At 70.6% G+C, this 23871-nt stretch carries 25 protein-coding genes and 1 pseudogene; 9 read left to right on the forward strand and 17 right to left on the reverse strand.

The genetic code is table 11. From position 1 onward, the window contains the following. Positions 1–17 precede the first annotated feature (17 nt). Entirely contained in the window at positions 18–632 is a 615-nt protein-coding gene (locus MKK69_RS05970; protein WP_243966800.1) for a c-type cytochrome, methanol metabolism-related, read from the forward strand. Further along, entirely contained in the window at positions 617–1474 is an 858-nt protein-coding gene (xoxJ, locus tag MKK69_RS05975; protein ID WP_243966801.1) for a rare earth element methanol dehydrogenase accessory protein XoxJ, read from the forward strand. Before MKK69_RS05970 ends, xoxJ begins: the two co-directional genes overlap by 16 nt. A 6-nt stretch (positions 1475–1480) precedes the next feature. On the opposite strand, the gene folK is transcribed toward xoxJ, so the two are convergent. The 16 genes from folK to MKK69_RS06055 all read right to left on the reverse strand — a co-directional run bounded on the left by folK (position 1481) and on the right by MKK69_RS06055 (position 15346). After that, entirely contained in the window at positions 1481–1951 is a 471-nt protein-coding gene (gene folK, locus MKK69_RS05980; protein WP_243966802.1) for a 2-amino-4-hydroxy-6-hydroxymethyldihydropteridine diphosphokinase, read from the reverse strand. Beyond that, on the reverse strand, positions 1948–2325 hold the full coding sequence (gene folB, locus MKK69_RS05985; RefSeq protein WP_243966803.1) for a dihydroneopterin aldolase: 378 nt from the start codon (positions 2323–2325) through the stop codon (positions 1948–1950). The genes folK and folB overlap by 4 nt, the downstream gene beginning before the upstream one ends. 2 nt (positions 2326–2327) lie before the next feature. Continuing rightward, positions 2328–3104, reverse strand: coding sequence for a dihydropteroate synthase (gene folP, locus MKK69_RS05990; protein WP_243966838.1), 777 nt, complete (start codon positions 3102–3104; stop codon positions 2328–2330). 156 nt (positions 3105–3260) lie between these two features. Next, entirely contained in the window at positions 3261–3623 is a 363-nt protein-coding gene (locus tag MKK69_RS05995; RefSeq protein WP_243966805.1) for a hypothetical protein, read from the reverse strand. Beyond that, positions 3604–4311, reverse strand: coding sequence for a hypothetical protein (locus tag MKK69_RS06000; RefSeq protein ID WP_243966806.1), 708 nt, complete (start codon positions 4309–4311; stop codon positions 3604–3606). The genes MKK69_RS05995 and MKK69_RS06000 overlap by 20 nt, the downstream gene beginning before the upstream one ends. Beyond that, the gene (pqqE, locus tag MKK69_RS06005; protein ID WP_243966807.1) at positions 4308–5453 is read right to left on the reverse strand and encodes a pyrroloquinoline quinone biosynthesis protein PqqE; all 1146 of its coding nucleotides are present in this window, start codon (positions 5451–5453) and stop codon (positions 4308–4310) included. Before pqqE ends, MKK69_RS06000 begins: the two co-directional genes overlap by 4 nt. After that, a complete protein-coding gene (gene pqqC / locus MKK69_RS06010; protein ID WP_243966808.1) occupies positions 5450–6535 on the reverse strand; it encodes a pyrroloquinoline-quinone synthase PqqC in 1086 nt (361 codons plus the stop codon). The genes pqqE and pqqC overlap by 4 nt, the downstream gene beginning before the upstream one ends. 389 nt (positions 6536–6924) lie before the next feature. Next, positions 6925–7824 carry a pyrroloquinoline quinone biosynthesis protein PqqB gene (gene pqqB, locus MKK69_RS06015; protein ID WP_243966809.1) on the reverse strand — a complete coding sequence of 300 codons (900 nt, stop codon included), beginning with the start codon at positions 7822–7824 and terminating at the stop codon, positions 6925–6927. Positions 7825–7857: 33 nt separating this feature from the next. Next, positions 7858–7947 (reverse strand): pyrroloquinoline quinone precursor peptide PqqA, encoded by a 90-nt coding sequence (pqqA, locus tag MKK69_RS06020; protein ID WP_007564431.1) that lies wholly within the window; start codon positions 7945–7947, stop codon positions 7858–7860. A 223-nt stretch (positions 7948–8170) separates the two neighbouring features. Beyond that, the gene (locus MKK69_RS06025) at positions 8171–8875 is read right to left on the reverse strand and encodes a response regulator transcription factor (protein WP_243966810.1); all 705 of its coding nucleotides are present in this window, start codon (positions 8873–8875) and stop codon (positions 8171–8173) included. Then, entirely contained in the window at positions 8872–10506 is a 1635-nt protein-coding gene (locus MKK69_RS06030) for a sensor histidine kinase (RefSeq protein WP_243966811.1), read from the reverse strand. Before MKK69_RS06030 ends, MKK69_RS06025 begins: the two co-directional genes overlap by 4 nt. 66 nt (positions 10507–10572) lie before the next feature. Then, positions 10573–10779 (reverse strand): hypothetical protein, encoded by a 207-nt coding sequence (locus tag MKK69_RS06035; RefSeq protein WP_243966812.1) that lies wholly within the window; start codon positions 10777–10779, stop codon positions 10573–10575. Positions 10780–10862: 83 nt separating this feature from the next. Then, a complete protein-coding gene (locus MKK69_RS06040; protein WP_243966814.1) occupies positions 10863–11657 on the reverse strand; it encodes a formylmethanofuran dehydrogenase subunit C in 795 nt (264 codons plus the stop codon). A 3-nt stretch (positions 11658–11660) separates the two neighbouring features. Beyond that, entirely contained in the window at positions 11661–12608 is a 948-nt protein-coding gene (gene fhcD / locus MKK69_RS06045; protein ID WP_243966815.1) for a formylmethanofuran--tetrahydromethanopterin N-formyltransferase, read from the reverse strand. 27 nt (positions 12609–12635) lie between these two features. Next, a complete protein-coding gene (locus MKK69_RS06050; RefSeq protein ID WP_243966816.1) occupies positions 12636–14282 on the reverse strand; it encodes a formylmethanofuran dehydrogenase subunit A in 1647 nt (548 codons plus the stop codon). Next, on the reverse strand, positions 14276–15346 hold the full coding sequence (locus MKK69_RS06055) for a formyltransferase (RefSeq protein WP_243966817.1): 1071 nt from the start codon (positions 15344–15346) through the stop codon (positions 14276–14278). Before MKK69_RS06055 ends, MKK69_RS06050 begins: the two co-directional genes overlap by 7 nt. A gap of 312 nt (positions 15347–15658) precedes the next feature. Here MKK69_RS06055 and MKK69_RS06060 point away from each other — a divergent pair, with 312 nt between their 5' ends. The 7 genes from MKK69_RS06060 to fae all read left to right on the forward strand — a co-directional run bounded on the left by MKK69_RS06060 (position 15659) and on the right by fae (position 22567). Next, positions 15659–16636 (forward strand): beta-ribofuranosylaminobenzene 5'-phosphate synthase family protein, encoded by a 978-nt coding sequence (locus MKK69_RS06060; protein WP_243966818.1) that lies wholly within the window; start codon positions 15659–15661, stop codon positions 16634–16636. A gap of 85 nt (positions 16637–16721) precedes the next feature. Beyond that, positions 16722–17615 carry an NAD(P)-dependent methylenetetrahydromethanopterin dehydrogenase gene (locus MKK69_RS06065; RefSeq protein ID WP_243966819.1) on the forward strand — a complete coding sequence of 298 codons (894 nt, stop codon included), beginning with the start codon at positions 16722–16724 and terminating at the stop codon, positions 17613–17615. A 10-nt stretch (positions 17616–17625) separates the two neighbouring features. Continuing rightward, positions 17626–18774, forward strand: coding sequence for an ATP-grasp domain-containing protein (locus tag MKK69_RS06070; protein ID WP_243966821.1), 1149 nt, complete (start codon positions 17626–17628; stop codon positions 18772–18774). Next, entirely contained in the window at positions 18774–19748 is a 975-nt protein-coding gene (gene mch, locus MKK69_RS06075) for a methenyltetrahydromethanopterin cyclohydrolase (RefSeq protein WP_243966822.1), read from the forward strand. The genes MKK69_RS06070 and mch overlap by 1 nt, the downstream gene beginning before the upstream one ends. 330 nt (positions 19749–20078) lie before the next feature. Further along, the gene (locus MKK69_RS06080; protein WP_243966823.1) at positions 20079–20987 is read left to right on the forward strand and encodes a RimK family alpha-L-glutamate ligase; all 909 of its coding nucleotides are present in this window, start codon (positions 20079–20081) and stop codon (positions 20985–20987) included. After that, positions 20984–21817 carry a triphosphoribosyl-dephospho-CoA synthase gene (locus tag MKK69_RS06085; RefSeq protein WP_243966824.1) on the forward strand — a complete coding sequence of 278 codons (834 nt, stop codon included), beginning with the start codon at positions 20984–20986 and terminating at the stop codon, positions 21815–21817. The genes MKK69_RS06080 and MKK69_RS06085 overlap by 4 nt, the downstream gene beginning before the upstream one ends. A 237-nt stretch (positions 21818–22054) precedes the next feature. After that, positions 22055–22567, forward strand: a complete 513-nt coding sequence (gene fae / locus MKK69_RS06090) for a 5,6,7,8-tetrahydromethanopterin hydro-lyase (protein WP_243966825.1) — start codon at positions 22055–22057, stop codon at positions 22565–22567. Between the two features lie 536 nt (positions 22568–23103). On the opposite strand, the pseudogene MKK69_RS06095 reads toward fae, so the two are convergent. Then, positions 23104–23727: pseudogene (locus MKK69_RS06095) on the reverse strand (TCP-1/cpn60 chaperonin family protein); the annotation flags it as partial. Between the last annotated feature and the right edge of the window lie 144 nt (positions 23728–23871).

The following is a 23871-nucleotide window of genomic DNA, read 5'->3' on the forward strand; positions in this document are numbered from 1 at the left end:
CCAGGGAGACAGATGCGTTGCTTAACCTCAGCAAGATCGTAACGCGGCCGGTTATCGCCGCCCTCGCCCTAGCGACCGTTTCTGCGGTTGCCGTACATGCTGAGGATGCCAAGCCCGCTGCCGACCCCAAGCTCGCCAATTCGCTGAACGCGAACGACAAGACCGCCGAGCAGGATCCTAAGCTTCTCGCGACGGATGCTGCCGTGAAGGACGATGACGGCAAGTACACGGATGCCGACGGTCACCCGACCTTCCACGTGACCCAGGACGGCAAGATGCTCGACTGGTACACCTACTCGGGCTACCGCCGCTATCACGCGGAGTGCCACGTCTGCCACGGTCCCGATGGCATGGGCTCGACCTATGCGCCGGCCCTCAAGGATTCGCTGAAGCACCTCTCCTACGAGGAATTCATCGGCATTCTGGTCGGCGGCAAGCAGGACGTCAGCGCCTCCGAGCAGAAGGTCATGCCGGCCTTCGGCGACAACAAGAACGTCATGTGCTACTCGGATGACCTCTACGTCTATCTGAAGGCGCGTGCCGCCGGAGCGATCGGCCGTATTCGTCCCTCCGAGCACGAGGACAAGCCCGAAACGGCCAAGAAGGCCGAGAAGGAATGCATGGGCGGCTGATGTCGTCCCTCGCTCGGATCGCCCTCTGCGCCCTGTCCCTGACAGCGGCGCAGGGAGCCCTCGCTCAACATCTTCCGGACACGGTGACGACGGACGTGCTCCGCGTCTGTGGCGATCCGGGCAACATGCCGTTCTCCGAGCGCAAGGATGACGGCTTCGAGAACAAGATCGCGGCGATTATCGCCGACGAACTGAAGGTCAAGCTCCGCTACTACTGGCTGACCCAGGGTCCGGGTTTCGTGCGCAATACGCTCGGGACCGGCCTCTGCGACGTGATCATGGGCCAAGCCTTTGGCAGCGACCTCGTCCAGACCACCAACCCCTACTACCGCTCGGCCTACACCCTGGTGACCCGTGCGGGCGAGTTCGACGGCGTCACCGCCCTCGACGATCCGCGCCTGAAGGGGAAGAGCATCGGCGTGATCGCCGGCACGCCCCCCGTGAACCGGATGGGCGACCTCGGCCTGGTCTCGACCATGAAGGCCTACGCGCCCTATCAGCTCGACCCCTCCCGCAAGTACCAGACGGTTGGCGCCGAGATCGTCGCGGCGCTCGCCGCCAAGGAGATCGACGCGGCCGTTCTCTGGGGGCCGGCGGCCGGCTGGCTCGCCAAGCAGACGGGCACGCCGATGCGTGTCGTGCCGCTGCTCAAGGAGCCGGAGCGACCGCCTATGGCCTACCGGATCGCCATGGGCGTCCGGCTCGGCGAGAACGACTGGAAGCGCTCGCTCAACACGGTGCTGCGCAAGCGCAAGGCCGATATCGACAAGGTCCTGCGCGATTACGACGTGCCGCTCCTCGACGAGGAGGAGAACAAGCTCACCCAGCCCGGCGAGCGCTGAGCCGGCTCAGACGCGCGCGATCCCGGTGCGGTCGAGCTTCGCCAGCGCGTCGCTGACGCGCTCCCCACCGATGACGAGATCCGGGGCAATCTCGGCCAGCGGAACCAGCACGAAAGCCCGCTCGCGCACGTGTCGATGCGGCAGGACGAGGCGTGCGTCGTCGATGGCGGCGCCCTCGTAGGCCAGGACGTCGATGTCGATCACCCGCGGTCCCCAGCGCTCCTCGCGCACGCGCCCCAGGTCGTGCTCCACCCTCAGGCAGGCATCGAGCACGCCGTGCGGGTCGAGGTCCGTGTCCACGGCCACCGCTCCGTTGAGGAACCAGGGCTGATCGGTCTTGCCCCAGGGCGGAGTCCGGTAATCGGCTGACCGGGCCAGGACGAGGATGCCAGCTGTCGCCGCGAGGCCCTCCACGGCCCGGTCTAGCATCGCGGCCATGTCGCCGATATTGCTGCCGATTCCGAGATAAGCCCTCATCCGCGCCCTCCGCGCCGACGAACGATCTCGATGCTCACGCCCTCCAGGATCGCGGGGACCGGTGCGCTCGGCTTGTCGATGCGCACGGTGATCGCCTCCACGCGCGTAAATCGTTCGAGGATCGTAGCCGCGATGGTCTCCGCGAGGGCCTCGATCAGATTGAAGCGCCGCTCGGTGGCGATCTCGACCGCGACCTGCGTCAGATCGGCGTAGTTCACCGTGCCGGCGACATCGTCGGAACGCCCCGCCGCGCCGAGGTCGAGACTTGCTTCCAGTGAGATGTAGAAGCGCTGCCCGAGCACCGCCTCCTCGGGCAGCACGCCGTGTCGGCCGAAGACGGCGATCCGGGTGACGCGAATGAGATCGCCCGCCATCCTCAATGCGCCTCCGGCCGCATCACGGCATCGACCACGCGCATGGCGTCCACATGGGCTGCCACGTCGTGGACCCGCACGATATCGGCGCCCAGCGTCGCGGCGAGGGCATGGGCCGCGAGGGAGCCTGTGAGCCGGTCCGCCGGCCGGGTGTCGCGGTCGTGCAGGCGGCCGAGGAGCGACTTGCGGGAGACGCCGACCAGGACGGGAAATCCCAGGGCGCGGATCTCCGGCAGCCGCCTCAGCGCTTCGAGATGCTGCGCCCAGGTCTTGCCGAAGCCGACACCCGGATCGAGCACGATGTCAGAATCGGCGATGCCGGCGCGGTGCGCGATGGTCAACGATCGCTCGAAGAAGGCGAGCATGTCGGCGACGATGTCGAGATCCGCCGCGATCGTGTCCCGGTTGTGCATGATCACCACCGGCGCGCCATGCGCCGCCGCCACGGTGGCGATATCGGGCTCGCGCTGGAGGCCCCAGACGTCGTTGACGATTCGGGCACCGGCCTCGAGCGCCAGCCGGGCCGTGGATGCCTTGTAGGTGTCGATGGAGATCGGCACCGCCAGCCGGGGGGCCAGGGCGCGGATCACCGGCAGGACACGCGCCTGCTCCTCCTCGGCCGGGACTGGAACGTGACCGGGCCGGGTGGATTCGCCGCCGATGTCGAGGATCGCCGCCCCCTCGGAGACCAGCCGCTCGGCCTGGGTCGCCGCGGCGCTCTCACCGGCGAACAAGCCGCCATCGGAGAAGGAATCGGGCGTGACATTGAGAATGCCCATGACCAGCGTCCGCCCGCCGAGGGCGGGCAGCAGGTCGGACAGGCCGGAGGAGGGGGGCACGGTGCGGGTCCCGTTCACGAGCGCGGTTCGGGAGCCGGTGTGCGCGAATCGCGAGGCCGGCGCAACGCCGGCCTCCCATCGCACCTCGACCGCGTCTCAGCCGTGGTAGCAGCGGATCTCGGCCTCGGCCTGAGCGCGCCGGAGGTCCGCGACCCGGTCGTCGAAGACCTTGGTCGATTTGAACTCGTTGGCGCGGTTGCCGATGCCCTGGCGCATGGACAGGATGGTGCTCGCCTGGACGTACTTGTCGTAGGGCAGGATCGCGGCCAGCTGATCGAGCGAGCAGGAGCATTTCTGCAGGCTGTCGCGGGTCTGCCCGTTGGCCGCCATGCAGCCGAACACGTAGTCGACCCGGGCGTCGGTGGGATAATCGTTGTCCTCGGCGGCCCAGCCGGCCAGGCCCGACAGGGTCAGGGCGAGGGCGGCCAGCGCGCCGCGTTCAGCCAGCCTTCTGATCATAGCTCAGCTTCTCCTCAAGCAGTTCGCCGCCGTCCGGGTTCTTCGACGAGGCCTCGATCGAGACGATCTCGCCCGGGACCGACGGGACGGTCACGAAGGTATAGGTCATGTCGTCCATGCCGCGCATGCGCTGCGCCATCCCGTCGCCTGTGAAGGGCTTCGTGACCACGCGCCAGCCGTCGACCTCTCGACCGCCGATGCTCACCTTCGTGGGCGTAACGGTCGCGTTGTCGCGCAGACCCTTGCGGATCGCGAGCTTCAGGTAGCGCGGATTCGCCTCCAGGACCTTGGCCAGCGCCCGCAGGTGGTTCTCCAAGAACAGCGACACCACCGGATTGCCGGTCATGTCCTCGAAGGGGCCGGCCGGAACGCGGTTCAGGCCGGAGAACATGGTGACGCCGATATCCCGGGCCTCCGGACTCTTCCCCGGCTCGACCTTCAGCGTCACCGTGTCCTGCAACGGCTGCCCGAACGGCCCCCCCGCGATGCCGGAGCGGCGCAGGTAATCGTAGGTGATCGTCGAGCCCGGCGCCGCGTTCTTCATCTGCGGCTGGTCGAACAGCAGATCCGCGGCAGCGGGCACCCCCGCATTGGCCTGGGTCACGGTCGCGGGTTTCGGCGCGTCCTCGGCAAACGCCGGCAGCGCGGCCAGCACCAGCGCCAGGGCGCTCGTGGCAAAGACTCTCACGGGTGCACATCCTCCTCGAACGGCGACCGGACGTTGCTGCCGATCGTCCGATAGACGTAATCCGGCGGATTCTCGGCCGCCTCCTCGGTGGCCAGCGCCCGCACCTTGGCGTGGAGTGGGGAGAGCGAGCAGGCCGGATCGGTGGCCGCGGCATCGCCGGCCAGCGCCAGGGCCTGACAGCGGCAGCCGCCCCAATCCTTCTCCCGCCGGTCGCAGGAGCGGCAGGGCTCCTGCATCCAGTCGGTGCCGCGGTAGGCCGTAAAGGCCGGCGAGTCGCGCCAGATCTCGCCGAGCGAACGGTCGGTGACGTTCCAGAACTCCAGGCCCGGGATCGTCTCGGCGGCGTGGCAGGGCAGGACCTTGCCCTGGGGCGTCACGTTCATCAGCTTGCGGCCCCAGCCGCCCGCACAGGCCTTCGGGTACTTTGCGTAATAGTCGGGCACCACGAGATCGATGACGAGTTGGCCCTTCAGCCGCTCCCTTGCCGCCTCGACGATGCGGATCGACTCGTCCACCTGCGCCTTGTCGGGCATCAGGGCTGCGCGGTTGACGTAGGCCCAGCCGTAATACTGCGTGTGCGCCACTTCGAGGCGCTTAGCGCCCATCCTGACGGCGAGGTCGATGAAGCCCGCCACCTCGTGGATGTTGCCGCGGTGGATCACGGAGTTCAGCGTCAGCGGCAACCCGAGTTCTACCACCTTGGCGGCGAACGCGAACTTCTGGGGCTGCGCGTTCTTCAGGCCGCCGATCCGCTCGGCATTCTGCGCATCGACGCCCTGGACCGAGAGCTGCACGTGATCGAGGCCGACATCGTACAGCGCCTGCAGCTTGGACAGGGCCCCGCCGACCCCGGAGGTGATCAGGTTCGAGTACAGGCCCAGATCGGCGCAGGTCTTGGTGATCTCGACGATGTCGTTGCGCGCCGTCGGCTCGCCGCCGGACAGGTGGACGTGGAGGATCCCGAGGCCCGACGCCTCGGTGAGGACGCGCTGCCACGTTGCCGTATCGAGCTCGCCGGAGCGGCGGTCGAGCTCCAGCGGGTTGGAGCAATAGGGGCAGCGCAGCGGGCAGCGATGGGTCAGCTCCGCGAGCAGACCCACCGGTGCGGGCAGGTCGGGCCGGTTCGGCGTCAGCGCGTTCATCGCTCCAGCACCCGTTTCTCGGCCAGGCCGTCGAGCATCACCAGGATGTCGGCCTCGATGGCCCGCGGGTCGGCCGCGTAGGTGTTGCCCAGCTCGTCCGCGATGGCCGCCACGGTGCGGCTGCCGTCGACGAGCTTCAGCACCGCCACGGCGTTGTCGTCGAGGTCGAAGGTGCGCTCGGGGGCGAGCAGGACGTACTTGCCACGGGTCTCGTCGTGGCGCAGGCGCACGCCGCGGGGCAGGCGCGGACGGTCCTCGGCCACCATCCTGCGGATTCCGCCTCCTGCCCCGGCCGGAGCAACCTCGGCGACGAGGCCGGTGCCGGGGGTCCAGGCATCCGGGGGGATCATCCCGGGGGCGACATAGGCGAAGTACAGGGCGTCCAGCTGCGTCCAGAGGACGTTGCACTTGAAGGTCAGCGCCTCCATCGCCTGGCGCTGCAGCTCCGGCGTGGTCGCTTGCCGCTTGACGTAGTCGAGGGCGAAGTCGGCATCCCGGGGCGCCTGGGTGAGGCGCTTGTCGAAATAGGCCAGCGTGTCCTTGGTGATGAAGTCATAGTTCTTCAGCATCCCGGCCACGCGCTCGGAGATGATCGTCGGCGAGAACATCTCGGTCAGCGACGAGGCGATCGCCTCCAGGAGGCTCTTCTCCGCGACGAAATGGACGTAGGCCTCCACCGAGAACTTGGTCGCCGAGAGGATGCCGCGCGTCGACAGGACGTAGTCCCGATCGAAGCCGACTCCCTCGGCGAGCTTCAGCCAGCGCTCGATGCCGCCATCGCCCTCATGGTCGCCGTCATGGTCGACGATCCGCTGGCGCCAGATCCGCCGCAGCGACGCGTCGGTCATCCGGGCGAGGACGGCGGCATCCTTCACCGGGATCATCGCCTGGTAATAGTATCGGTTCAGCGCCCAGGCCCGGACCTGATCCTTCGACAGCTTGCCGTCGTGCAGCAGCCGGTGGAACGGATGCAGGATGTGGTAGCGACGCGCGCCGATGTCGCGCAGGGCCGCTTCCAGCTCCTCGGGGCTGAGGAGACGCTGGCTCTCGGCGGCATCGGGGGTTGGGAAGGCTGCGTTCATGGCGTTTCCGGCGTCCGTTCTCGGCTCGCGTTTCCTGTATCCCGATCCCGCCCTCATGTGCGGGGCGAATGTCTTGGCTCCGGTACGATATAGTGCCGGCAGCCGGCGCGCCCAACCTTCGGTCCCCGCCGAGATCACGCTTCCCGGCACAGACGCCTGCGGCACAGGGCGCATGGAGCTCGTCATCCCGGTTTGCGCCCGACCCTTGCGTTCTCGGGCGAATGGCGAGCCCGGCAACCGGGCTCCAGATCACACCCTCATCCTGAGGTGCCGGAGCGTGGGGCCGGCCGCGAAAGAACCCTCCTTCGCGGCCCGCTGACGCCGACGCCTCAGGGTGAGGGTGCCTCAGGCAAATCACGGGTCGCAACCGTGTCCACCGAATGGCCGCCCTACAGCGACAAGCTCAGGCCGTCATGGGCCACCGTCCAGCCTGCCGCCTCCACGTCCTTGCGCTCCGGGGATCCCTCGACCAGCACCGGATTGGTGTTGTTGATGTGCACGAAGATGCGCCGCCCGATCTCGACCTGTGCCAGCGCGTCGATGGCACCGTTCTCGTCGCGCATCGGCACGTGCCCCATGCGCCACCCGGTCTTCGTGCCAACCCCGGCCCGGATCATATCGTCGTCGTGCAGCACGGTGCCGTCGAACAGCAGGGCGTCGACGCCGGCGATGCGCGCGCGCAATCCGTCCGTCACCCGGGCACAGCCGGGGATGTAGGCGAGGCGGCGCCCGCCCGCCTCGATCAGGGCGCCGACCGTGGTCTCGGTCTCGGCGCCGATCTCCATGGTCTCGTCCTCGAGCCACAGCGGCACCTTGCCGGGAACCGGGAAGAGCGTCACCGACAGCCCGGGCAGGGGCTCGAAGGGCTCGTCCATGCCGATTGCCCGCCGGGCGACCACGCCCTCGGCCATCACGTCGAAGACGCGGTTGGCGTTCACCGAGTCGAGGATGCCGTTGGTGGCGTAGAGCGTGTAGGGCTGGCCCTCGCGCAGGGTCAGAAGGCCCGCGACGTGGTCGACGTCGCCATTCGTCAGGAGGACGGCCCGGATCGGCGAGTGGCGCAGACCCTCGCGCGGGTGCATGTCCGGATTGTCGAAGAGTTGCTGCCGGATATCCGGCGAGGCGTTGATCAGCAGCCAATCCGACCCGTCCGCGGAGACCGCGATGCTTGACTGGGTCCGGGGCCGCACCCGGTCCGGCTCGGACCGCGCCAATGTGCAGATGGGGCAGCGGCAATTCCACTGAGGAAGGCCGCCGCCGGCCGCGGAACCGAGGATCACGACGCGCATGGTGCGGCTCCCGAGATCCCCGGCCCGTGAAACTCAGTTGAAGGTGTCGATCTCGGCCGACTCGTAGCTCGTCACTTCCATGCCGACGCAGATCTCGGACACGACGGGGGCAGCCCACTTCATGGTGTTTCTCCTTGGCGTTATCCTCACCGAGTGTCCGGCGAATCCTAAGAGGACCCTAAGACACTGATGGCGCTCTCGTTTCCGGCGCGGCACCGGTATCGGCGATTCAGGCGTCCGCTTCAAGCACGAAGTTGCCGGATCCTCCCAAATTTTTCGTGAGACACTTCCGAAACACCCGGAAACCCGCAGGAAACCCTGCCAATTAGGACCTAAGTACAGTCGCTCATTGACGGAAGTCAGGTCCACGCAGTTCGAGCATGAACCCCTTGCTGCGGACGGTGACCAATCCGGGGCCGCCGTAGCGGACGAAATCGGCCATCTTCGAGCGCAGATAGCCGATATAGACGTCGACCACGTTGAGGGAGAGGCCGCCCTGGCTGGCCCAGAGCCGGTCGAAGATCTCCGCCCTGGACACGGGCTTGCCGATGCTCGCCATCAGCATGGCCAGGAGGTCGGCCTCGCGGGGGGTGAGGCGGGCGCTGGCCTCGCCGCAGATCGCCTGCCGGGTGTCGAGGTCGAGCATCAGCTTGCCCGCGACGATGCGTGAGCGCGGCGCCTCCGCCTGCTCGCGCCGCATCAGATGCGTGCGCAGGCGCGCCACCAGCTCGTCGAACTCGAACGGCTTGACGATGTAGTCGTCGGCGCCGAGCGCCAGCCCCTCGGCGCGGTCCCGGATCTCGTCCCGGGCGGAGAGGAACAGGATCGCCCCGGGAAAGCCCCCCTCCCGCAGGGATCGGCAGACATCGTGGCCCGACCCGTCGGGCAGGTTGATGTCGAGGAGGATCGCTCCGGGGGCGGGATCGTGCGCCGCCTTCAGCGCCTCGTCGACGCAGGCCGCGGTCCCGACCTCGAAACCCTCCGCCTCCAGGCCGCGGGCCAGGAGGCCGCGGATGTCGATGTCATCCTCGACGATCAGGATCCGCGTCATGCGGCCGGCTCCCTCACCTGCGCGTCGCCGGCCGCGTCCCCGGCCGTGCCCGCCTCCCATGCCGGATCGAGCGCCGGAATGTCCAGGGTGACGCGGGCGCCGCGCCCGTCGGGACCGCCCCCCAGCCGGATCGTGCCGCCATGCTGCTCGACGATCCAGCGCGCCAGGGCGAGGCCGATGCCGAAGCCGGTCTCATCGGGGCTCGGCCCCTTGCCGCGCCGGAAGCGCTCGAACAGCTCGGCCTCGGTGGCACCCAGGCCGGGCCCGTCATCGGTCACGGTGATCCGTCCGACCGGGCCGGGTCCCGCCGCGAGGGCGACCACGACCCGGGTCCGTCCGGTTGCGTGGCGCAGGGCATTGTCCACGAGACTCTCCACCGTCTGGCGGATCCATTCGCGGTCGGCCAGGCATTCCACGTCCCGATCCCCGGGATCGAGGGCCAGCGCCACGCGCCGCCGGGCGGCCTCGGAGGCCATGTTGTCCACCGCCTCCGACAGCACCAGGGCAAGCCCGAGCGGGCGCTTGTCGAAGGCGATCTCGCCGGTCTCCGAGCGGGCGACGCGCAGCAGGTCCTCGACGCGCAGCTTCAGGCGCTGCGCACGCTTCTTGATCGTGGCGAAGACCGGCCCGGGATCGGCACCGCGGGTGGCGCCACGCAGGGCGAGGTCGCACTCGCCCAGGATGACGGTGAGCGGCGTGCGCAATTCGTGGCTGACATCGGCGAAGAAGCGCCGCCGCGACTGGTCGACTGCCTCCAGTCGGGCATTGGCGGCGCGCAGGTCCGCGGTCCGGGCCGCCACCGTATCCTCCAAAGCCGCCCGATCGGCCACAACCCGCGATTCCCGCCGGGCGAGCCGCGCCGCCATGCGGTTGACGTTGGTCATCAGCAGGCCGAGCTCGTCCCGGGTGGCCACGGACAGGCGGGTGTCGAGGGCGCCGTGCCCGATGGCGCTCGCCGCCCGGCGGACCTCCTCGATCCGGGCCAAGGTCGGCCGGGTGACGCCGCGATAGAGGATCGCCAGCAGGACCAGGGCTGCCATCACCGCGGCCGCGGCGGCCAGGCGCAGGCGCTCGGAGAGGGCCCGGGCCTGCTCGGAGCCGAGCGCCATGCTGCGCCGCTCCGCCTCGATCAGGAACGACAGGGGCTGACCCGTCATGGCGCCGAAGCCATTGAGCGCGCCCTTGATCGAATCCTGGCGCTTCTCGGAATCGGATTGGCGGCTGATCAAGGCGACCTGACGGTCCAGGACGGCGCGGGCCGCGCGCAACTGCGCCATCGGGCGCGTCCGCGCGGCGTATTGCATCCGGTCGGCCGGATCGTCGCTCGGCGGGAAACTCGTCGCCAGGGCCTCGTCGACGGTCCTGAGGGCGCGGTCGGCGTTGTCGCGGGCGATGGCCATCGCCTCGGGCTGGCCGTCGGGATTGCCCACGGTCTCCACGGCCGCGAGGCCGAACTGCGTGAGGCGGCCGGACAATTCGGCCAGCAGTTCCAGCCGGCGTTGGGCCGCGAGGGTCCGATCGACCGTGCGCTCGGCCGCACCGATCGCCGTCAGCGCCGCGGCGGCGGCCAGCACGACCACGATGGCGGTGCCGCCCAGCAGCAGCGCGAAGCGGACCTTCAGCGAGCGCATGGTTCCGGTCCCGCTCTCATGGCGCGGGCGAGCATGTCACCCCCCGGCCAGGGAACCAAGGCGCCGTCACAGGTCCTTCGGCACGCTGCCCTTGGCGACGCAGCGCCAGCGCTCGACGTGCCATTCGGGATGCGACGCCTGCCACGTCGCCAGGGCGCTCTGCGAGTTGCGCAGGCATACGAAGGGGCTCGAAGCCTCGAAGGACATCTCGATCCGGTCCTCGCGGCAGGTCGAGGGCTGGGCGACGAGGCAGACCGACAGCAGCAGCAGCATGGGCGTGTCCCGCAATGCCGGCCTCGTACGGGCCGGCTTGCGGGGGAGCATAAAGCGCGTTCACGCCCCTTGCCCAGGCGGCGTCAGGCCGCGACCCAGATCTCACCCTTGGCGATCGTGGCGAGGTCGCCCGAGTAGCGCCGCAGGGGCCGGCCGAGGAGCGCAGCGTGTTCCGGGCTGAGACCGCGCAGGGCTGTCGCCAACAGGCGCAGGAACACGAGATCGTGCGCGCCGGTCTCCACGAAGGTCTGCGCCATCCGCCCATGCGCGCCGATCACCAGCGTGCCGCGGCGCATGCCGAGACCCGGGTGATCGCCGACGGCGAGCGCCGCCAGGGTGCCGGCGATCATGCGCGAGCCCGCGAAGGCGCCGGCGCGGCCGGCCACGATCGTCCCGCGCCGCATCCGGTCGCCGAGATGCGCCCCCGCAGTGCCGCGGATGATCAACGTCGCCCCGTCGAGTCCCGCCTTGGCCGCGTAGACCGCGCCGCCCGCATAGTCGCCGGCATCGCCCTCCACGGTGATCGTGCCGCCGGTGGCGCCGGAGGCCGCGTAGGGGCCGGCATGGCCGGTGACCGTCAGGCTGCCGCCGGCCATGCCCGCGCCCAGGCGCTGGCCGACATCGCCGGTCACCCGGATCGTACCCGCGGACAGGGATGCGCCGACCCGGTCCAGTCGCTCGTGACCGCCCTCGATGGTCAGGCTGTCGGACCCGTCGAGGGCGACCGCGAAGCAGTCGCCGAGGCGCACGCCGGTCCGGGTGGTCCCGACCTCCAGCCGCTCGGCCTCGCCCTGAGAGAGGCCCCGCAGAGCCAGGGGATTGATGTTGAGAAAGTCGATCCGCTCGGGCGGCGCCGCGCGCAGGGTGAGAGTGCTCACGGCTCAGCCCTCCGGCTTGGAATCGTCGCGCGCGATCAGGTCGCGCAGGTGATAGTGGTGGCGGCCGAGATTGCCGCCGTAATTACCGGCCGTCACGGCGACCAGCCCGTGCCGGCCGCCGATCTCGGTCGCCGCGTGCAGGCCGGCCCGCATCGAATCGGACACGCCCTGCGAGGTCAGGGCGTCGATCACGATCTCCAGCACCACGCCGCATTCCGCGGGGAGCGCCGAGCCCGCACGGCCCTTCAGGGTCGGGCAATAGGCGTCGTTGGTCGAGGCCATCATGCCCTTGGTCCGCCCACCGACCTTCGAACCCGAGCGCACGATGCCACCGGGGAAGGGCAGGATCGCCCCGGGCACCGCCTTGGCGGCCTCCACGGCGATCTCGGCCACCTTGAGCGTCTCGGCGTGGGTCCGGCCGAGGAACAGCAGGTTGCCGCCGCCGACCGCACCGTCCACGGCGCGGACGGAATCCTCGCACAGGAACTCGCCGTCCATCACCGGGATGCGCCAGTAGCGCCGCGCCTTGCCGGAGGCGTCCGGCAGGCGCTTGGCCACCGCGAACCCGTCGCCGAAATAGCGGATCGCGCCGCCGAGCTTGATCTTGGTCGGACCCTCGACGCCCGCGTAGCAGGCCGTGCCGGGACAGGTCAGGATGCACTGGCCGACCCGCTTGATCAGTTGCTCCTTCAGGCCGTTCGGCTCGAAGCCGAACAGCAGGATGCGCACGCCCGGACGGCCGTCCGGAGTCTCCTCGGGGGTCAGCTCGGCGTCGATCCCCGCCTCGGCGCCGCAGCCGATCACCGACGTGGCGAAGCCGGTCATCGTGGTCGCGGCGATCATCGCCCACTTCGCGGTGTCGTTGGTGACGACGATGGCGGTGCCGGCCACGTCGAACGCCTCCGCGAAGGTATCGACGACCGGAATGCCGTTGAGGGAGAGGTCAGACATCGTTCATCCCGCGGCTCGCCCCGCTGATCAAACCCGGCATGGCACCGCCTCGAAGGTCTCCGTGCCCTCGCCGAACGCCGCGTCCGGCACGGCGAAGCTGTCGAGACCCGCGCCGAACCGCTCCGTCAGATAGGCATCGGCGCGCGTCGCCATGGCCCGGTCCGACTCGACGGCCAGCGACAGGGTGCGGCCCGCACGCCACTCCACCACCTCGCCGTCCTCGACGATCGGCACGCCATCCTTGAGGACGAGCTTCGCGGCCGTGAACATGGCGGTGCGGTCGGTGTCGTCCCGGTAGACCGCGACGTCCGCCCGGGCGCCGGCCCGCAGGTGCCCGCGGTCGGCGAGCCCCAGAAGCTTGGCCGGTCCGGACCGGGTCAGCTGCGCGATCTCCGAGAGCGTGTACTCGCGCTCGAGGCCGGGCAGGCTCGAGCGCTCACCCACGACACCGGGCAGGGTCGCGATCTCGCGGTCACGCTCCGACTTGTCCATCAGCAGGTGAATGATCCGCGGGTACTGGGTGAACGGCCCGCCGTTCGGGTGGTCCGTGGTCAGGATCGTCCGCTCTGGGTCCGTGGAGAGCAACATGATTTCCAGGCCGATCGCCCATTGCAGCGAGCTTGTCGGACCCCGGGGTCTGTAGAGGAACGGCACCACGCCGCCGCCCTCCGCATCGCCGGCGTTCAGCACCCACTTCTTCGGCTTCGCACCCTTCCGCCCGGCGAACTGCCGCAGGATGTCGAGGGACACGGTCACGGTCTGGCCGAACACGACCTGCCCGATATCGAGGGTGGCGTTCGGATTGTCGGTGATCGCCTGCGCGATCCGCTCGGCGGCCGACCGGAACCCGCCGGTCCCCGGATTGGCCGGATCGACGGCGCCGTAGGCGTAGAACTGGGCGTGGGCGAAGTGGATGCGCCGGCCTTCCGCCGCATCGAGGGTCGCCATGAAGCTGTCGTCCGCCCCGGGCAGGCCCAGGTTGTTGCAGTGGACGTGAAGCGGGTGCGGGACGCCGATCTCCTCGACCGCGTCGAGGAGCGAGCCCATGATCTGCCGCGTCGAGAGGCCGTAGCAAGGGATCTCGTCGTCCAGCGACAGGCGCAGCGCCCCGTCCTTGAAGGCCGACGCCCCGCCCGCGTTGATGCACTTCACCCCGAGGCCGCGCGACTGCGCGACCGAGAGCGCCACGAGGTCGCGCACGGCATTCCCACCCTGGCGCTCGCGGAGCAACTGGAGGAGCTGATCGTCGTTGCCCATCACCGTGAGGGCGCCGCGGTCGAGCAGCGGGATGTCAGCGAGCTCGAGCTGGGTCCCGAGCGCATGAGTCGGCGGCATCGCCGGCTCGACGGCCGTCGTGTAGCCCATCCGCGCGTAGGTGGAGCCGATCCAGGCCGCCGCCCCGCCCGCATGGGCGAAGGGATGTCCCTCGGGCGCCGCCTCGCTCACGTAGAGGTCCGGCAACAGCAGCCGCGAGGTGATCACGTTGCCGCCGGCGATATGCGAATGCACCTCGACGCCACCGGCCATCACCACGCAGCCGGCCGCGTCGATCACCGCGTCGGGCGCGCGGCTCTGCGGGTCGACGACGTGTCCGTCCTCGATCCAGACGTCACCGACGGAATTGCGGGACGCGGTCGGATCGACGACGCGCCCGCCCCGGATCACGCTCAGCATGCGGGTTCACTCCTCGATGCCGCTTGACCCGCGGCGAGACGCTCCGTGAGGGCGCCCAGCACCGTCGCGGCCGACGGCATATTCGACGGCGCCGAGGCCGGCCAGAAGGTCAGCGCGGCGCGCTGCTCGTTCCACAGGACGCCGCCATGGTCGCGGCCGGGTTGGCCGACCGAAATCACCACCTCGGCGGCCTGCGCCTCTGCCTCCGCCACCAGGGCCACGGATGGGACCGCCGACAGCCAATCCGGCCGCGCCACCGGCACGGCGGCGAGCCAGAGGACGGCATCGGCCTCACCGGCGGCGACCTGCCGTGCGGCGTCGAACCGCCAGGGATCGTGCTCGGGCACGCGGCGTCCGAAACCGCTGCGCGGCGCCTGGCCGGTCAGCCATGCCGAGACCGGCACCACGGCCCGGTCCTGCCCGACGCCGCCGACGGCGAGGGTGAAGCAGCGCGTGGTCTCGCTCAACGCCATGGCGAGGCCCTGGAGCATCTCGATACCGGCCTCGCCGAGTTCGGCGGGGTCGTAGAGCAGGACGCCGTACTGGGCGGCGGCGAGCCGGGCGGCGATCTGGCCCGGCAGCGCGTCGCCGGCGAGATGGTCGCGGGCATAGGCGCGCAGTACGCCGACGGCCTCAGGCAGGCCACCCTCGGCCGGCCAGGCCAGCGACGCGGTGGCGTTCGCGCCGAGCGCGAGGAACGCGCGCTCCGATCCGGCGGCGCGGCCACGCGTCGGCTTGGCGTCGATCAGACGCTCGAGAAGCGACGCCTGCCAGGGCGCGGCGCCGACCACCAGCACCACGTCGGCGCGTCCGACGGCCTCGGCGGGGGTCGTGGTCAGCGCGCCGACCCGGCTCAGGGCGCCGAGTTCGGCGTAGGTCCCGAACGATCCGGCGGTGTCGACGGAGGCGCCGATGCGCCCCGCGAGATCGTAAGCCGCACGGATCGCAGCAACATCGGCGCTGAGGCCGGCGATCACCGGCGCGCGCGCTTTTGCGAGCAGGGCTGCGGCCGCCTCGATGGCGGTGTCCGCGCCCGTCGCGCCACCCTTCACCCAGGCTGCCATGCTCCCTCTCGCAACGTTCTTGCTTGGTTTCGGAGCGGGCGACGGCCGTAAGACCGGACGAAGCGGGTCCACCTCAGGACGAGGGTTACCCACCGAATCGGAATGGCGCGTCCGCCCGGCAGGTCCGGGCAGGCGGCAAGCTCGGCGCGCCGTCGCGGGCCTAGGTTTGCATTCATCCGCGCACCGCGGCAAGGGGGTCGAGTCATTCGACCTCGCCGTTCCCGTTGCCCCGGCGCCGCGCCGCATGTGAAAAGCGCGCCGATCATGCGGCCTGCCGGCGGGATTCGAGGGCCGGGATTCGAGGGTATTGTGTTGGGCGGGGTCCCCGAACGGAACAGGCTGGCGGCGGACGGAGCCGTGCGGGTCGAGGCACCGGCCCGCCTGCATTTCGGCTTCCTGGACCTGCACGGAGGCCTGGGCCGCCGCTTCGGCAGTATCGGGCTTGCCATCGACGCGCCCGCCCTCGCGTTGACTGCCCGCAGGTCCGCGCATCTCGCGGTGGAGGGTCCCGAGGCCGAGCGTGTGCGCGGCTACGCCCGGGCCGCCGCCGCCCATCTCGGGCGCGGCGCGGATGTGGCGATCACGGTCGAGCGGGTCATCCCGGCCCATGCCGGTTTCGGCTCCGGCACGCAGCTCGCCTTGTCGGTCGCGGCCGCCATGGCGCGCCTGACCGGCGAGCCCTTCGCGCCGGAGACCTTCGCGGCGACCCTGGACCGGGGCAACCGGTCCGGCGTCGGGCTCTGCGCCTTCACGGAAGGCGGGCTGGTCGTCGACGGCGGTCGCGGGGCGGACGGGGGCCCGCCTCCGGTGATCGCGCGGCTCCCCTACCCGGACGCCTGGCGGATCGTCCTCATCCTCGATCCGAGCATGTCCGGCGTGCACGGCACCCGCGAGGTCGAGGCGTTCCGTGACCTGCCGCGATTCCCCGAAGCCCAGGCGGCGGAGATCTGCCGGATCGCGCTGATGCAGATCCTGCCCGCCTTGGCTCTGGCCGAGCCGCAGGGCTTCGGCGCGGGGATCACCCGGATCCAGGACCTGATCGGCGATCACTTCGCCCCCCACCAGGGCGGCCGCTATGCCAGCGCCGCGGTGGCGCAGGCCCTGTCCAGCGTCGCCGCGCAGGGTGTCCCGGGCTACGGCCAGTCCTCCTGGGGGCCCACGGGCTTCGCGCTGGTTCCGTCCGAGGCCGAGGCCCGCGCCCTCGTGGCGAGCCTCGACCGGGGCGGTCCGTTGCGATTCATCATCGCGCGGGGCCGCAACAGCGGCGCTTCGGTGACCGGACCGCGCTGAGCCCGCAGCCCGGACTTGACCCGGGGGGCCGCTCCGGGTTTGGACGGTGCGCAGGCACATCCGTCGCAAGCCGAACGAGGATTCCATGGCCCGCTCGATCCTCCACATGCTGACGCCGCTCCGGCACATGAGCCCGTTCGACGTGAACATGGCCGTGGATGCCGGCTTCGAGACGGTGGTGACCTACACGGAGGTCAGCCTCGCCGACGTGGTCTCGCTCACGCAGGATTCGATCTTCTCGCGCGCTCCGGCCGACGGCACCCGCACGGGCATCTTCATCGGCGGCAAGAACGCCGAGGACGCCCTCGACATGGTCGACCGCGCCAAGAAGGCCTTCGTGCCGCCCTTCGTCAACCACGTCTTTGCCGACCCGGCGGGCTCGTTCACCACCGGCGCCGCCATGGTGGCCCAGGTTTCCCGCGCCCTGCGGCAGCGATACAACACGGATCTCACCGGCAAGCGCATCGTGATCTTCGGCGGGGCCGGCGTCGTCGCCTATGTCGCCGCGGTGATCGGCGCCCTGCAGGGGGCCACGACCGTCCTCGTCGGCCACGACGGCGAGGAGCGCGTCTCGAAGATCGCCTTCACCATGAAGTGGCGATTCGGCATCGAGGTCGGTGCCGTCGACGGCACGACCCCGGACGATCGCCGCGCCGCGATCCGCGACGCCGACGTGATCCTGTCGGCCGGCCCGGCGGGCATCCCGATCCTTACGGCGGAGGATCTCGAGTCGGCGCCGAAGCTCCTCGTCGCGTCGGACGTGAACGCCGTGCCCCCCGCGGGGATCGCGGGGATCGACGTCAACGCCGTGGACGTACCGCTGCCCACCGGCAAGGGCGTGGGCATCGGGGCGCTCGCGGTGGGCAACGTCAAGTACCAGACGCAGCGGCGCCTGTTCGACCGGATGCTCGCCGCCGACACGCCGCTCTGCCTCGACTTCCGCGACGCCTACAGCCTCGCCGTCGAGATCGCCGGCTAGCCCGACCCGGATGGCGGAGGCGATTCTGATCGCCGCCCAGGCCGGCCGCGCCCTGGCCGAGGCGGCCCGGCGCGCCGGGCTGCGCCCCTACGTGGCGGACCTGTTCGGCGATTCCGATACGCTGGCCCTTGCCGAAGGCTACCGGCCACTGCCGGGCCGGTTCGGCGCGGCGCCCGCCGCCGGGGCGACGCTGGCGGCGATCGAGGCCCTCGCGGAGGCCGCGCCCCGTCCGATCGGCCTCGTGCTCGGCAGCGGCTTCGAGGACGCGCCCGGCCTGATCGAGCGTCTCGCCCGGCGGCATCGGCTGATCGGAGCCGGGGCCGGCACCGTGGCGGCGCTCAAGGATCCCTTCGCCTTCGCGGCCCTGTGCGAACGCCTCGGCGTACCGCACCCGGCTGTGCGCCGGGACCCGCCGCCGGAGCCGGGCGCCTGGCTGCTCAAGCGGGCGGGCGGCAGCGGCGGGAGCCACATCCGCCCGGCCCCCCGGTCGCCGGCGCCGGACGGGCACTATCTCCAGGCCCGCGTCCCGGGCCGGCCCCACGCCCTGAACTTCCTGGCCGATGGCCGCACGATCCGGATTCTCGCCGTCACCGAGCAATGGTGCGCCCCCACGCCGATCCGACCCTATCGCTACGGCGGCGCACTCGTCCAGGGCGCCGGGAAGCCTCCAGCGCTCCCGACCGAGATGGTGGGGGCGATCGCAGCGGGTATCGCGCGGATCGTCGCCGCGACCGGGCTGAAGGGGCTCGGCAGCGGCGACGTGCTGGTCGATGGGTCGGACTGGTGGCTCACCGAGATCAATCCCCGCCCCGGGGCGACGCTCGACATCCTCGACCGAAGCGCGACGCCGCTGCTGGCCGCCCATATCGCGGCCTGTCTCGGCGCCATGCCGGATCCCGGCCCGCAGCCGGCGGGTGCAGCGGCCGCGCAGATCTGTTACGCCGATCGGGAGCTTGCGCCTGTCCCGGACCTCGCTTGGCCGGACTACGTGCGCGACCGCCCGTGCCCCGGCTCGGCGGTCCGCCGCGACGCGCCGCTCTGCACGGTGCTGGCCGAAGGCGCGGACCGGGCGGAGGTGCTCGCCCTGTTGGAGACGCGAACGGCGCGCCTGCGGGCCGTCCACGCGGCGAAGAAAACACATCCCGAGGAAGCCCTGTGATGAGTGCCAGCCAATCCTATCCCAGCGTCAACGCGCTCTCGGCGCCGCTGATCGAGCGGTTCGTGGCCGATGCCGCCACCCTGCGTCTTTCCGTGTCGCAGGCGGCCGGGGGCGCCCGCATGGTCGATGCCGGCGCGCAGGCGAGGGGGTCGATCGAGGCCGGGCGGCGCATCGCCGAGATCTGCCTCGGCGGCCTCGGCACCGTGACCATCGCCCCGAGCGGGCCGATCGCCTCCTGGCCGTACTCGGTGACGGTGCATGCCGCCGATCCGGTGCTCGCCTGCCTCGGAAGCCAGTATGCGGGCTGGAGCCTCGCAGACGACGGGGGTGACTCCGGATTCTTCGCCCTGGGCTCGGGTCCGGGCCGGGCGGTGGCGGCCGTCGAAGACCTGTACCAGGAACTCGGCTACCGCGACTCCGCCACCCGGACGGCGCTGGTGCTCGAGGCGGCCGGCGGGCCGCCCGACAGCGTCGTCGCCAAGGTCGCCGAGGCGTCCGGCCTGCGGCCCGAGGATCTGACCTTCATCTTCGCCCCGACCCAGAGCCTCGCCGGCTCGACCCAGGTGGTTGCCCGGGTGCTGGAGGTGGCGCTCCACAAGGCCCACACGGTTGGCTTCGACCTGCACGCCATCGTGGACGGGATCGGATCGGCGCCGCTCTCGCCGCCGCATCCGGACTTCATCAAGGCGATGGGCCGGACCAACGACGCGATCATCTACGGCGGCCGCGTCCAGCTGTTCGTGGATGCGGACGACGCGGACGCCCGCCAGCTCGCCGAGCAGCTGCCGTCCACGACCTCGAGCGATCACGGCGCCCCCTTCGCCGAGATCTTCGGCCGGGTGAACGGCGACTTCTACAAGATCGACGGCGCCCTGTTCTCGCCGGCCGAGGCGATCGTCACGTCGATCCGCTCCGGCGCCACCTATCGCGGCGGGCGCCTGGAGCCGACGCTGGTGGATGCGTCCTTCACCTGAGGCGCCTTGCGCGCCGCCTCCCGATTCGGGGCGGCGCGAGAGGGGGCACGGCCACCGCGGCCCGTCTCCCTAACCCCCTGCGGGCTATGGGACTTACGCATCGGGACCGCCCGGCATCAAGCCATTGACACACAGCGCATTTTTCCTCCCCGCAAGGGGAGGAAAGCGTGGTGCGCCTGTCAGAAGGCAAGGCTTGCGCGGATCGGACCTGCCTATGAAATGCGCCCACCCGACCTGGGTCCACTCCCTCCGGCAGAGAGGACCCGCGCGCGGCAACCCCGCCGGGCCCACCCCTGCAAACCAGTCTCTCCCGTGACGATCAGGCCCCCTATGCGCATCGGGCTCGCCGCCGATAACGGCACCTGGCACAAGAACCGGCTGCTGGCGGCCCTGCAGGCGCAGGGTGTCGAACCGGTTCTGTTCTCGCTCGCCGACGTGGCCATCGTCACCGGCCGCGGCGAGCCGCTCCGGGTCCCGGGTTTCCCCGACGCGCTGCCGGATGGCGTGCTGATGCGCACGATCGCGGGGGGCACCTTCGAGGCGACGACCATGCGCCTCGGCGTCCTCCATGCCCTGGTTGCGGCGGACGTCACCGTCTGGAACGCCCCCACCGCCATCGAGCGCTCCGTGGACAAGGCGGCCACCTCGCTGCTCATCGCCCGGGCCGGCCTGCCGACACCCGCCACCTGGGTGTTCTCGAAGCGCGAGGCCGCCGCCGCCCTGGTCGCCGCCGAGGCCCGGCCGGGGGCGCCGCTCGTCCTCAAGCCGCTGTTCGGCTCGCAGGGGGAGGGGCTCGCCCTGATCGAGCGACCGGAGGATCTCCCCGACGAGGAGGCGGTGGCGCGGGTCTATTACCTGCAGCGCTACATGCCGCGCCGGGACGGCCTGTGGCGCGATTACCGGGTGTTCGTCTGCGACGGCCGGGCGGTCGCCGGCATGATCCGCGAGGGCGACGGTTGGATCACCAACGTCCACAGGGGGGGGCGGCCGCTGCCCTGGGCGTTGCCGCGCTCCGCCGCCGAGCTTGCGGAGGCGGCGGCCGGCGCGGTCGGGGTGGCCTATTCCGGAATCGACCTCGTCGAGGACGGGGAGGGCGGTTTTTCGATCCTGGAGGTGAATTCCATGCCGGCCTGGTCGGGGCTGCAGACCGTCTGCGAGACCGACATCGCCGCCGCAATCGTCCGCGGGTTCCTCGCCGCCGTCCGCAGCGCCAGCCGTCCGCGGCGCGTGGTGGCATGACCCGGCTCGATCCGGCGCTGATCGGGACGGTCTACCGGGCCGCTTGCCGCGCCGAACTCGACGCCCTCAAGCCCGGCAACGTCCACGCCTTCGCGGCGGGGCACCGCATGGTGGTAACCGATTTCGTCACCAGCGCCGAGGTCTCCGCACCGGCTCTGGCACAGGCCGGGGCCGGAGTCGGCGCACGGGTCCGCGCCGGAATCGCCGCGACGATGGCGGCGGTCGGACAGAACACCAATCTCGGCATCCTGCTGCTCTGCGCTCCGCTGGCGGCGGCGGCGGAGCGCGGGCAGCCGCTCGGGGCGGTCCTGGACGCCCTCGACCGCGCCGATTCCGAAGCGGTCTTCGCCGCGATTCGGATCGCCAATCCCGGCGGCCTCGGCCGGGCCGCCCGGCACGATGTCGCCGCCGCCCCGCCCGATGCGCTCCGCGACGCGATGCAGGAGGCCGCCGACCGGGACCGGATCGCCCGGGCCTACGTCACCGGCTTCGCGGATATCCCGGCGATCGGCCTGCCCGCGCTGGCCGAGGCGCGGCGGCGGGGGCTCGATCCGTCCTGGTGCACGACCGCCGTGCATCTCGCCTACCTCACGGCGGTGCCGGACAGCCACGTGGCCCGCAAGGCCGGTGCCGATGCCGCCGAGGATCTTCGCCGGGAGGTCGCGGAAGCCACGCGCGGGATCGATCTCGCCAGGGCGCCGGCCGGACCGCTCCTCGCCCTCGACGCGTCGATGAAGGCGCGCGGCCTCAACCCGGGCACGAGCGCGGATTTCACGGTGGCGACGCTGTTCTGGGACGCACTCGCGAGGGCCGGGGCGGGGTTGGCCTGAGTCGCGCCCCCGTTCCGGTGGTGCCCCGGGCGGAGCAATAGAAATTCCGTCGCGGCAGGGCCTTGCGGGTTGTGAGCCGCAGGGTCGCGCTGTAGGGTCCGGCGCGCTGTCCGGCCCAACCGGCTCGGCCCAACCGGCACGGCCGGAGGATCGGGCGCCGATAACAAGGATGGCTTCCCGGCCGCTGGCATCGTCCGGCGCCGCGGCCCTATTTCGGAATCCAGGGAGAGACACCGAATGGCGAAGATCACCAAGGTTCAGGTTGGCGAAGCCCTCGTCGGCGACGGCAACGAAGTCGCTCACATCGACCTGATCATCGGACCGCGCGGCTCGCCCGCCGAGACGGCTTTCTGCAACGGCCTCGTGAACAACAAGCACGGCTTCACCAGCCTGCTCGCGGTCATCGCGCCGAACCTGCCGTGCAAGCCCAACACCCTGATGTTCAACAAGGTCACCATCAACGACGCCCGTCAGGCCGTCCAGATGTTCGGCCCGGCTCAGCACGGCGTCGCCAAGGCCGTGCAGGACGCGGTCGCCGAGGGCATCATCCCCGCCGATGAGGCCGACGACCTGTTCATCCTGGTCGGCGTGTTCATCCACTGGGAGGCGGCCGACGACGCCAAGATCCAGAAGTACAACTACGAGGCGACCAAGCTGTCGATCCAGCGCGCCGTCAACGGCGAGCCGAAGGCCGCGACGGTCACCGAGCAGCGCAACTCGGCGCAGCACCCCTTCGCCGCCAACGCTTAGATCGGGGACGGTCCTGGGCAGATTGAGCCGCCGCCCGCACCGCGGGGCCTGCTCCAGCGACTGGCCTCGATCTTCTTAGGCCGATAGGAACCACCACCGACGGGACGGCGCGAGCCGTCCCGTTTTTTTGTTTTGGTGAGGTGTTCCAGACGCCGCGGTCGTGCGGGCGCGTGTTTTCGCACGACGCTGTCGAGATCATTTCGGAACTGCAACGCGCGTCTCCTGCCCCCCATGCCGGGAGGGTAGCCCTAGCGTCAGCAGGAATTCGGAGAGGGAAGCGACGCGTCTGGACAGATCGCGCAGGGATCCGACGCCCGCAGCATGCCGCTGCCGTCTCTGCAGGACCTCACCCAAACGGCGAGGTGGACGGGCTTAGACATGGCGGTTGGCTGCATCCGGCTCCTCTGTATGCCCATCACAGGCGCCGAATATGAAATTTGGACGGTGTCTCCCGCAACGCTTGGATCTCGATACAACGAAAGAAAAGGGGCCGCCTCTCGGCGACCCCCTTCCTCATCTCTACGGGTGATGTGGACTTAGAAGTCCATGCCGCCCATGCCGCCGCCGCCCGGCATCGCGGGGGCGCCGCCATCCTTCTTCGGGGCGTCGGCGACCATGGCTTCGGTGGTCACCAGCAGGCCAGCGACCGAAGCCGCGTCCTGCAGGGCGGTGCGCACGACCTTTGCCGGGTCGACGATGCCGGCCTGGATCATGTCGACGTACTCTTCGGTCTGGGCGTTGAAGCCGTAGGTCTCCGAGGAGGTGTTGTCGGTGATCTTGCCGACCACGATCGAGCCTTCGACGCCCGCGTTCTGGGCGATCTGGCGCAGCGGCGCCTCGAGGGCCTTGAGGACGATCTTGATGCCGGCCTGGACGTCCGGGATCTCGCTCTTCAGCTCGGCGACCGCCTTCTTGGCGCGCAGCAGGGCCGTGCCGCCGCCGGGGACGATGCCTTCCTCGACCGCCGCGCGGGTGGCGTTGAGGGCGTCGTCGACGCGATCCTTCTTCTCCTTGACCTCGACCTCGGTCGCGCCGCCGACGCGGATCACCGCGACGCCGCCCGCGAGCTTGGCCAGACGCTCCTGCAGCTTCTCCCGGTCGTAGTCCGAGGTGGTCTCCTCGATCTGCGCCTTGATCTGCGAGATGCGGCCCTCGATGTCGGGCTACCGGTACGGACCCTACGGGCCATTCGTGCCCAAGGCGGTGTTCGCGGGTGACTTTCGCGCAATCCTTGGACCGCTGATGGCCACAACCAGCCCCTTGAAGGCCGCTGAGGATGCGGAGGCCATGCTCGCTTACCTCGA

It is taken from the genome of Methylobacterium sp. J-026 (assembly GCF_022829585.1).
In the GTDB taxonomy this organism is placed as follows: domain Bacteria; phylum Pseudomonadota; class Alphaproteobacteria; order Rhizobiales; family Beijerinckiaceae; genus Methylobacterium.